Raw genomic sequence first — 11,809 nt, 5'->3', positions numbered from 1 at the left:
ATGAGGATTACTAGCGACTTTGCCGTTGCCGTTTCATCGCTGCTTTTTGCTTTTCTGCTCTGTTGCGGATTCCTTGAAAAGTATCTTTTTGGCTGGTATCCTGACTCAAGTATTGAGCCAAAGAACTGATGTTGGGATATTTGAACAGGTCAGTAACTAATATATTTTTCTGGATAATTTGTTGCAGTTTACTTTGCACTTTTAGGGCAAGTAATGAATGACCGCCTAAATCAAAGAAATTATCATTCATTCCGACTGTTTTAGTTTGCAAGACTTCTTGCCAAATAGCCGCGATCGCTTTTTCAATTTCGTTGCGAGGGGCAACATAATTACCTGCTAAATCTGAATTTGCATCCTGCGGTGTTGGCAAAGCCCGACGATCTAATTTACCATTTGGACTTAAGGGTAAAGCCTGAAGCGGGATGAAGTGAGAAGGAACCATATATTCAGGTAAGCGTTCCTTTAAATAGTCTCTTAGGCGTTGGGCTAAGTTTCCTGGTTTAATACTTTGATCACTCTCCAATTGAGAAAAAAATTGCTCATAAAAAGGTGTTTGCTTGAATACTCTTTGATGGTGATAAGATTTGTATTCAAACTCAATTTTTTCGCCATTCCCCTGAATCAAGCATCCTTTAATTTCGTAATCTGGATTTAGTTGATTATCAGATATTGTTGTTTTACAAATAGCTTGGATTGTATCTCCTGCGGATATTTGAATACCAGGATAAAATACCGGAAAGTAAACTGGCAACCAACTATATTCATGCTCAACAACATCTATTACTTCTCCTGTAATAGTCTCTAAATTTAACCATAGTAAAAAACCATCTAATTGGGAAGTTTTATTGAAAGTGAAATTTACTTCATGACAGTATTCTGGAGGAGTAGCTTTGGTAAAATCCAGATTTTCAAAAATTTCCACATTGGCTATAATATTGGACTGAGAAAATTTCTTCAGACATAATCTGATATCAAATGGATATCCTACTTCTTCAAAGACTTGTTTAGCATAGTATGCTGTGACATCAGTAAATCTGGGATTATCTAACAACTCATTAGGAAGACAAACAGGAGCAATTTTAGTAATGCCTTTACAAGGTATCATGATGCCATCTTGTTTTAAAAATCTTCTAGCATCATTCAGAATTACTGTCACACCTTCAGAACTAGCTATTGTTCCTATGATTTCGGAAACACATACATCAGCTAGTTCTGGCAAATTAACTTGAGTTGCATCCCCATAAATTAAAGTTATTTTTTCTGACAAGCCTAATTTTTTTATCTGAGCTTCTGCTTGGTGATAAGCTTCATCACCCATCTCAATTGCATAGACTTTTTTGGCACCTGCTTCTACACAAAATCTTGACAATATCGCATCTTTACCAGTGCCTACTTCAACAACTACTTTATCTTTGACTAACTGTTGGATGGCGACTTTATAGCTATGATTTCTCCGTTGGTCGTTTGTCATAGCGTAGTACAGAAATTCATCGTAGACTGGGTATTCGCCTACAGAGGGCCAAATTTCAATTTGGTCTTCTTGCTGCTTGTCTTGTTCATTGAATAAGTTGATATGTCTGTTTTCAGGCACAACATAAGCTATTAATCGCTGATTTCCTGACACATCTTGACTGGCGATGACCACACTCTCTTGCACATCTGAGTGTTGGTTCAATACTGCTTCAATTTCACCCAATTCAATTCGGAAACCCCGAATTTTAACTTGATTATCTATGCGTCCTAAAAACTCAATACTGCCATCTAATCGGTAGCGAACTAAGTCACCTGTGCGATAAAGACGCGCTCCTGATTCTGTACTATAGGGATTGGGGATAAATTTTTCGGCTGTTAATTCTGGTCGGTGGCGATAGCCTCTAGCTATACCTACACCTCCAAGATAAAGTTCTCCTGGAACACCAACTGGTACCAATTGCAGCGCCGCATCTAGTATATAGGCTTGAATGCCATGAATTGGTTTGCCAATTGGCAATTCAGATCCTATAGTTTTGAGTGCTGATAAATCGCACATTGTTGCAGAAATGGTTGTTTCTGTAGGGCCATAACAGTTGATCAGCCGCACTTTTTCCCCTACCTGTTGCTGCCAAATTTTCCACCGGGAGGATTCAGCTTTTTCACCACCAATGAGAACTAAACGCACTGTTGGGGGTAGGACTAATTTACCTCTAGACAGTTCATCTGTTAGCTGATGCCAGAAACTTGTGGGTAAGTCGAGTATTGTCAGTCCAAAGTTCTGACATTGTTTCAAGAACTCCTCGATAGAATTCAACATTTGCTCGGTTCGCAGTATTAGAGTTGCACCTTGCAGCAAACACGGAAAGATTTCTTCAGCAGCGACATCAAAACTAATGGAAGTAAACTGCAAAATGCGATCGCTCGACTTTATCCCCAATTCTATACATGCAGTATTGACATAACTACTTAAAGCATGATGCTGAATCATTACCCCTTTGGGTGTTCCCGTGGAACCAGATGTATAAATTACATAAGCTATGTTCTCCGGTTGTGTTTGATGAATTGGGTTTTCTTGGCTTTCACGCGAAATAACTTCCCAATCTGTATCTAAGCAAATAACTTGAGCTTGATGTTCGGGGAGTTTCTCAGCTTGTGTTGACGTAGTAAGTAAAACTGACACCTGGGCATCTTTTAGCATCAAAGCAAGGCGTTCTTGGGGATAAGCCGGATCGAGAGGTAAATAAGCACCTCCAGCTTTGAGAATCGCCAACAGTCCAACCACCATCTCTAAAGAGCGTTCTATGCAGATTCCTACTAAAACTTCTGGTCTAAGTCCCAGGGTTTTTAGGTAATGTGCTAATTGATTTGATCGCTGATTTAACTCTCTGTAAGTTAGAGACTGATTTTCAAAGATGACTGCAACTGCGTCTGGTGTCCGTTCTACCTGGGCTGCAAATTGTTGATGAATGGATTGTTGAGATTGGGAATGGGAATTTGGGGATTGATTTGTACTAAATTCTAGTAACTCTTGACGATCTGCCTCGCTCAAAAGTGGTAAATTAGATAGCCGAGTTTGAGGTTCAGCAGCAATACCTGAGAGCAAATTCTCAAAGTGTCTCAGCATCTTCGCGATCGTCGCAGCATCAAATAGGTCAGTATTGTACTCAAATAATGCCGTCACTGCTTGATGTGTAATATCAATAGAAACACTCAAATCAAACTGTGCTGTTTTGGTGTCGATTTTGACTAAGTTTACAGCCAAACCAGGCATTTCTGGTAAATGGGAGTAATCTTGGATATTAAACATGACTTGAAACAGGGGTGTGCGACTGGTGTCGCGTTCTGGTTGCACTGCTTCCACTAATTGATCAAAGGGTAAATCCTGGTGTGTATAGGCTTCTAAAGCTACCTTTTTAACTCGCTTCAGTAACTCGTCAAAATTTGGGTCGCCACTCAGGTCTGTACGTAGCACCAAAGTATTGACAAAAAAGCCAATTAACCCTTTAATTTCATTACGATTACGGTTAGCAATTGGTGAACCGACAGCAATATCATCTTGTCCGGTGTAGCGGTAGAGGAAAGTTTGAAATGCTGCCAGTAGCAACATAAATAAGGTTACACCCTTTTGATGCGCGATCGCCTTGAGTCTATTGATCAGTACTTCAGACAATTCGAGGGATTGTTGAGCGCCATTTGAGGTTTGTACCGTCGGTCTTGGTCGGTCAGTGGGTAATTGTAATGCTGCTGGTATATCTTGCAGTTGTTTCTTCCAATAAGAAAGTTGAGTTTGCAGAATTTCTCCTTGCAACCATTGTCTTTGCCAATGGGCAAAATCTTTGTATTGGATAGAAATTTCTGGTAAAGATGAAGCAGTTCCAGTTAAGAATGCTTTGTACAGTGATGCAATCTCTTGTAAAAAGACTTCACTAGACCAACCATCAGAGATGATGTGGTGCATTTCCAGCAACAGAATATGCTCTTGTGGTGCAAGGCGCAAAAGTTCAGCACGTAATAATGGCCCCTTGGTCAAATCAAAAGGTCGCTGGCTTTGCTCAGTCAAGAATTGCTGGACTGAGGATGCAATATTCTTTTGATCATCAATTACTGATAAGAATAATTTGAGGGAAGGAGTAATAATTTGTACTGGCTGTCCGTTGACAACATTCAACGTGGTTCTGAGAGCTTCATGTCGTCGGACAATTTCGTTTAAACTTTGCTCTAACAAGATGATGTCAAGCTCACCTTGGAGATTTACAGCTAAGGAAATATTGTAAGCTGGGTTCCCTGGTTGCAATCGGTCGAGGAACCATAATCTTTGTTGTGCAAAAGACAAAGGATAAACTTCGGCTTGTGGAATTGGGTTTAGAGGTACAGCAGGAATAAAAGCTGCTGCTGTTATTTGGGTGAGGATTTTAGTCGCCAGCGATCGCGGACTCATCCCTTCAAAGAAGTCTGCAATGGATATTTCTACTTCTAAGTCAACCTCAACCCGGTTTTTCAATTCAAATACTTTTAAAGAATCGAGTCCGAGGGTGCTTAATGGTGCTTGGAGAGGAATATTATCTGGTGCGATCGCTAAAACATTGGCTATTTGTGCAATCAAATATTGTTCTAAAACTGTCTGACGTTCTTGTACAGCCAGTGTCAACAGTTGAGAACGCTGTAATTGAATTGACTCTTGGACAGTATCACTAGCTTTTAAAATATTGCTGGCAACTATATTCAGTTCACCACTCTCAAACTGTGCGCGAGTTGCACGGCGTTGAATCTTACCACTGGAAGTTTTGCAAATCGTCCCTGGTTTAATTAAAACAACTGCATAAACTTGTACTTCATGTTCTTCCGTCACCGCTTGACGAATTGCATTAATTACTGTTTCTAAATTTGGCTTGGCGCGAAACTCTAATTCTTGGACAACTACTAGCTTTTCTTCGTTGTTAACTAAAACTGTAAATGCGGCATTCGCACCAGGACGCAAGGATGAATGACTGCGTTCAGCAGTTAATTCTATATCTTGGGGGTACAGGTTGCGACCACGAATAATAATTAAATCCTTCGCTCTACCTGTAATAAATAACTCTCCATCCTGCAAAAAGCCTAAATCTCCTGTCCGCAGGAATGGCCCTTCGTCTGTATCTGCTAAATAAGCTCCGAATGTTTCTGTGGTTTCTGCTGGACGATGCCAATATCCTTGACCAACACTCAATCCAGCTACCCAAATTTCCCCAATTTCATCAGGTTGACAACTCTTGAGTGTGTCTGGATTGGCAATAACTACCTTCTGGTCAGGAATAATTTGACCGCAACTAACAAAGTAAGATGTGTCATCTCCCCCAACCACTGATGACTCTACAACTTGATGAGATGCTAATGCAGATTTCTGCAATGCTTTGATTTTTGGTGGCGCAGCCTTCTGTACACCAGCCACCATCAAAGTTGTTTCCGCCATACCATAACAAGGATAAAACGCTTCTTTACGGAAGCCACACTCTGCAAAAGCTTCTGCAAATCGCTCTAATGTATCGTGGCGAATCGGTTCCGCACCATTAAACGCTATATTCCAACTACTCAAGTCAAGAGTTGCTTTTTGTTCAGGCGTGATTTTCTGCACACATAAATCATAAGCAAAATTGGGGCCGCCACTGGTTGTCCCGCGATAGTGAGAAATTGCCTGTAACCAACGATAGGGACGTTGAAGAAAAGCCGCAGGCGGCATAATAATGCAAGGGAAACCACCATACAAAGGTTGCAATATTCCACCAATTAGACCCATATCATGGTACATCGGTAGCCAAGTCACAAACTTACTAGCTGGCGAATGCTCCATAAATTGACGAGTTGTTTGAGCATTGTGCAGCAAGTTTCCATGACTAATCATCACACCCTTGGGTGTTCCCGTTGAGCCAGAGGTATATTGCAGAAACGCTAAACTATCTTGATCAATATGAGGTTGTTGCCAGTTGTCTTCTATTCCTGGAGTAATATTATCTGTTGTCAGCCATTGCAACGATCCCAAATCAGTCTTTTGGCTCATTAAAGACTGCACTGTTGGGAGTATATCTGTTGTTGTCAGTGCGATCGCGGCTTGTGCATCTTGAGCGATCGCCTGGATTCTCGGTGTGTTACGCTGATTTCTCGGAGGATAAGCAGTGACAGCCACAACCCCCGCATATAAACAACCGAAAAAAGCAATTAAAAAATCTAGTCCAGCCGGATAAAGCAGTAAAGCACGTTCTCCCGCTAAACCCATTGCTTGCAACTGTGCAGCCGTTCGTCTAGCAAGTCTATCCAACTCTTGATAAGTTAGCCGCGCTTGTTCTGTTTCTCCATCTAGTAAAAAAGTGAAAATATCTTGATTTCCTTGGGTAGAACTTCTCCAACCCAACAGTTCAACAACTGTTCTACAGTTACTGAGGCTAAACTCATCGTTAGTGTAGCTTGTCGCAGAGAAGACATCGCTTGGTTGAAAGCTAGAAGAATATTGATTCATTTTTAGATGACTAGATGCACTTTAACGCACTACTTACTTTTATCTAGACTTTATATAGCAGTAGTCAGATATGCGAGGACAATTTGAAAGCTTGAATGCCAGGAATAGTAAGACTTTTCCTCCTGCCTCCTGCCTTCTGCTATAAATTTGCTCAGATAAAAATAAGCAATTGAGAACCAGCAGTAAAACTAGATTTACTGCTCAAAATCCTAGACCGAATATCAGAGCGGTAATTTTACAACAACACAATCAATCACAGCGATATCCAACTCTGAGCAAACTACAAGCTTTAGCCAGGGTTAGCTCATTTTCTGGAATACTCGACTCAAGTTAACCCCACCTGGGAATCGTCCCATTTAGCACCCCCTAAGAACAGCTACCAACAAAGGTTTTCGTGCAGAACATACTCCAAGCCTGAAACTCTGCAATTAACCCTAAGAATTTAACAGAGTTAGAGGAAAACATTCACCATGTTAGTTACAACTCTCAAGGGTTAAGTTGTTGCTTGAGTCAACCACTAACAGCACTCAAAGTATGATTCGCTAAGACTTTTTCTAAAAATAAGTCTCAATATTATTGAGATTTACTTTCACTTAACATCTATCAACTTAACGACAATTAATTGCTTTAGCAATAGGGTTGTTATATCAATTAATTATCAATAAACCCGAAAAACATCATTTTTACCTATTTTAGACATCCCTGTGAGTAGCAGACTGAAAGCTTGACGATTCAGCAATTAGATGCCTAGTAAAATTCATTGGCTAGTCCACTATATATATTTATCCCAAGATTTTTGGTGGGTTGACAACTAATTAATACTCTCTAGAGACAGTAACTGTAGCAATTGTCATGGTTTAAATCTGTGTATCAAGCAAGCATACTACATCAGCATAAGTCCTGATTTGTAACCAGATAATAGACTGCTAATTGAAATAAATTCTCTACTATCTTGTGTTTTGTATTACTTCATACTATGATTAAACTCACTTAAGTTAGTTGACAATAACTATCACTAGTTGCTGTTCGTCTTCGGTAACGAGCAGGTGATTTTATTAGGTATGGGGACATCAATGAAAATAGACCAATTATTTCGCAGCCTTTTGCTGACAAGTGCGATTGTTTGTTTGATTGGCACTGCCGTTAAAGCCGAGGACGTAGAAGAAGATGGAATAGTCCAACCCTTAGCTCTCAAGGGAGAACAGTTGAGAGATGAAAAATTAACTAACAATATTCCCCAACTGAGCGAAATCAAACTACCTGGGACTAGCGCCTGGATGTTGGTACAAACACCAACCACCCCTACAAATCCAGAACCCAGCACTCAGGCTCAAGTTGTACCAATTACAGGAGTCAAAGCAACTCCCACAGATAAAGGTGTGGAGATCATTTTAGAGACTACTGCTGGAGAACAACTGCAAGTTGTCAATCGTAGTAGCGGGAATAATTTTATTGCAGATATTCCTAATGCTCAGTTGCGTTTACCATCGGGAGACACTTTCACATTTCGCTCCGATAAACCTCTGACAGAAATTACAGAAATAACAGTTACAAATATTGATACCAACACTGTGCGCGTGACTGTGGTGGGAGAGAAAGCCGCGCCGACAGTTGAGTTGTTTGATGATAATACAGGTTTGATTTTTGCTGTAGCATCGACAACAACAGCAATGCAACCAAGCGAAACAAGGCCAGCACCAGAACAGCCAGCCAGTGAAACACCATCAGAAACTCCTTCAGAAACACCATCAGCGCCGCCGGATGAACCGATTGAGTTGGTAGTAACGGGAGAACAAGATAGATATCGTGTGCCGGAAGCGAGTACGGTGACGCGGACGGATACACCACTGCGAGATATTCCCCAATCGATTCAGATTATTCCGCAAGAAGTATTGCGGGATCAACGGGCTGATACTTCTACTGCGCTTTTGAATGCTCCAAGTGTGCGTAACTCCGCACCTTCTAACTTTGACTCGTTAAGATTGCGAGTGCGAGGATTCTTGAGCCAACCTAATCTTGATGGCATTAGAGAAGGTACAACAAATGGTGTAGGCGCTAACATTGGGCCTGATCTGACAGGAATTGAAAGAATCGAAGTTTTGCAAGGGCCAAACTCGGTTTTATTCGGGACAACATCTCCAGGGGGAACAGTCAACTTTGTTTCAAAACAGCCTTTACCAGATCCTTACTATTTTGTCGAAGCAACGGTAGGTAGTTTTGACTTTTATCGTGGTGAGATTGATTTGTCTGGGCCATTGGACGAAGATAAGAAGGCTCTATATCGGCTGAACGCATCTTATCGCAATCAAGGGTTTTTCACTGACCGCAGCCAAACCAGAAACTTAGTAATTGCGCCTGTTTTAAATCTCGCATTGGGTGAGAATACAAATCTGAGTATTCAAGCAACTTACAAGTATCTAGAGCAAGAAGACTACAATTTGGGCGTACCTGCGCGGGGAACAATCTTGGCAAATCCTAATGGTGATATATCCCGGAGCCTGATTACAAATGAAGGCGAACTGGATGTGACAAATGCCAGGATTGGATATCGCTTAGAGCATAAGTTTAATGAGAATTGGTCGATTAATAATACTTTTCGATATGGATACGTTAACTATGATGCTTCTGGGGTCAATATCGGAACTCGACTTTTAGCTGATAATCGGACACTCCTGAGAACATCCAACGATTTCAATGATCGGTATCGTGACTATAGATTGACGACGAATGTAATTGGTAAGTTTGATACAGGTTCAATCAAGCATCAATTACTATTTGGTGTGGATTTAGGCAGGCTGAATAATACCTTAAAATTTACAGGCAGATCAGGCGCACCCATTGATATCTTTAATCCTGTTTACGGTCAAGCGCGTAGCGATGTGACATTTGAGCTAGATACTAAGACGGTAACTGATGAGCTTGGGATTGTCTTACAAGATCAAGTAGCGATCGCAGACAATTTAAAGCTACTCGTAAGTGGCAGATTTGATGTCTTCACCCAAACTGACCAAGATTTTCTCGCTAATACAGAAACCAGTCAAACTGTCAGTGCGTGGAGTCCGCGTGTAGGCATTGTCTATCAGCCAATCCAGCCGATTTCTCTGTATGCCAACTACAGTCGTTCCTTTGAGCCAGCGATTGGTAGAGCCTTTGATGGTAGTGATTTTGAACCTACAAGGGGTACACAGTATGAAGTTGGGATCAAAGCTGATTTGAATAGTCGGCTTTCAACTACCCTAGCTTTTTATGACATTACCCAATCGAATGTTTTAACTGATGATCCCGATAATGTCGGCTTTTCGATTCAAACTGGAGAACAACGTAGCCAAGGTCTAGAATTCAGCATTGCTGGGGAAATTTTACCGGGATGGAATGTCTTTGCTAGTTATGCCTACAACGATGCCCGTGTGACAGCAGATAATAGCATTCCTGTTGGCAATCGCGTACTCCAGACAACTCCTCATGCTGCTAGTTTATGGACAACCTATGAAATTCAACGAGGCAATTTGCAGGGTTTAGGCTTTGGTTTAGGATTGTTTTATGTGGGCGAGCGTGCGGGTGATACTGGGAATACATTTGAAGTCCCCAGCTATGTAACAACTAATGCTGCTGTCTTCTACAAAAAAGACGGATTCCGTGCAGCTATCAATATCAGAAACCTCTTTGACGTAAACTATTTTGAAAATTCTTTCAATAGTTTACGAGTCTCCTATGGTGAGCCATTGACAGTTCAAGGAACTATTTCTTGGACTTTTTGATAATTGAATTTGTCAAAATTCAGGAGTCAGTATGTTGGGAAATTGAGTCAAATTCTGCTCAATGCTGATTGTAATTCTGAATTCTGACTCCTGAATTCTAGTTATTTCGGAAGATGTTTACTCATCTTGTGGTATCCAGCGCAAATTTATGAAATTGATTTCACGTCACTTTATTGCTCTATTTTTGTGTGGAATTTTGATATTTACATTTGTTTGGGTTGTTAATCAAAGTTTGACTCCAAAAGTCAGTAACTCCAACTCTTTGCAAAAAAGTGTTCCATGTCGAATAGTTCAGCATGTCAAGGGAGAAAGTTGTATTCCCTTCAACCCAAAACGAATTGTCACCTTAGATTTCAATAGTTTTGCTGCTGTTTTAGCTTTAGATATCAAGCCGATCGCAACTTGGATTACCAATGAAATCGAGAGTGACTTTGATTACTTTCAAGGAAAAACAGATGGAGTAGAAATCATCCGCAGTTCCAGTGGTCAAATTAACTTAGAAAAACTTCTTTTGTTGCGTCCTGACTTAATTATAGTCGTGTCTCAACCCTTCTTTAACAGAATTTATAAATATACATCAAAAATTGCACCTACAGTAGTTTTACCTTGGATAGAAACTAAAGCCAATTGGCAACAACATATCCAAGATGTAGCAAATATTCTGCAAAAAACGCAGACAGCTACAGAACTTATGGATAAATATAACCAAAGTATTAACAAATTAAAGCAGATAATTAATCATAACCAACAGAAACTGCGGATATCATTTGCTTATGTGGCGGCTGGAAAATTAGTGATCACTCGGAAACAATCTTTTGCTGGCAAAATTTTGGACGATATTGGCATATTAAATCCAATTTTTGCAGAATCAGGTGACTTGGATTTAGCCATCTCCGAGGAACTTTTACCTAAAATTGACAGTGATATTTTATTTATTGCGCCTCTACGCAAAGATGATAACTCTGTAATTCAGAAACTACAACAAAAACCTATATGGTCGAAACTCAAAGCTGTGCAGCAAAATCAAGTATATTTAGTAGATTTTTCTGTTTGGCGTGGACTGAATATTCTGGCAGCTTATGAGGTACTGGATGAACTTTATCAATCTCTCGTGAACTACCCCGCCTTGGCTTCGCCTGTTGGCGTTAGCCTTCCCGAAGGGTAGGTGGGGCTTCTGTACTCACAGGAGAATGCCTTAGTTTAGACTTTCGTCCAAGCTTTGGTCTTACTTCTCCTCCTACAGCAGAGACGGCTGAACCTTCCGCCTTTAGCATTCTGATTCCTTCTGCTCGTATGTTGTGACTAGCGTTTTCATCACGATCATGGTGAGTTTTGCAATTAGGACAATCCCACTCTCTAACATCTAGTGGCATCTCACCTATCTGATAAAAACAAACATGGCAGAGTTTTGAACTAGGGAACCATCTATCAATTTCTACTAGTTTCCCGCCTTTGCGTTCTAGTTTATAAGATAGAAAATTAGTGAACGTCCCCCATCCGCAATCAGATATTGCTTTCGCCAAATTGTGATTACGAACCATACCTTAATGCCTTCGTGGATATTAAAAGACTGCTTGGTGTCGCTATC

At 40.6% G+C, this 11,809-nt stretch carries 3 protein-coding genes and 1 pseudogene; 2 read left to right on the top strand and 2 right to left on the bottom strand.

What is annotated here, in order from left to right:
• Positions 1 to 10 precede the first annotated feature (10 nt).
• Positions 11 to 6,463, bottom strand: coding sequence for a non-ribosomal peptide synthetase (locus tag H6G74_RS00960; RefSeq protein WP_190965879.1), 6,453 nt, complete (start codon positions 6,461 to 6,463; stop codon positions 11 to 13).
• Positions 6,464 to 7,536: 1,073 nt separating this feature from the next.
• On the opposite strand from H6G74_RS00960, the gene H6G74_RS00955 reads away from it, so the two are divergent.
• Both H6G74_RS00955 and H6G74_RS00950 read left to right on the top strand, forming a co-directional pair.
• On the top strand, positions 7,537 to 10,221 hold the full coding sequence (locus H6G74_RS00955; RefSeq protein ID WP_190965878.1) for a TonB-dependent siderophore receptor: 2,685 nt from the start codon (positions 7,537 to 7,539) through the stop codon (positions 10,219 to 10,221).
• 148 nt (positions 10,222 to 10,369) lie between these two features.
• Positions 10,370 to 11,386 (top strand): iron-siderophore ABC transporter substrate-binding protein, encoded by a 1,017-nt coding sequence (locus H6G74_RS00950; protein ID WP_190965877.1) that lies wholly within the window; start codon positions 10,370 to 10,372, stop codon positions 11,384 to 11,386.
• Here the strand turns inward: H6G74_RS00950 and H6G74_RS00945 are convergent.
• Positions 11,367 to 11,765 (bottom strand): annotated as a pseudogene (locus H6G74_RS00945) (zinc ribbon domain-containing protein); the annotation flags it as partial. The gene H6G74_RS00950 and the pseudogene H6G74_RS00945 sit on opposite strands and share 20 nt — an antisense overlap.
• Between the last annotated feature and the right edge of the window lie 44 nt (positions 11,766 to 11,809).

Source organism: Nostoc spongiaeforme FACHB-130 (assembly GCF_014698475.1).
Taxonomy (GTDB): Bacteria; Cyanobacteriota; Cyanobacteriia; order Cyanobacteriales; family Nostocaceae; genus Nostoc_B; species Nostoc_B spongiaeforme.
The sequence above is the reverse complement of the archived record's forward strand: the minus strand, read 5'-3'. Positions and strand labels throughout refer to the sequence as shown.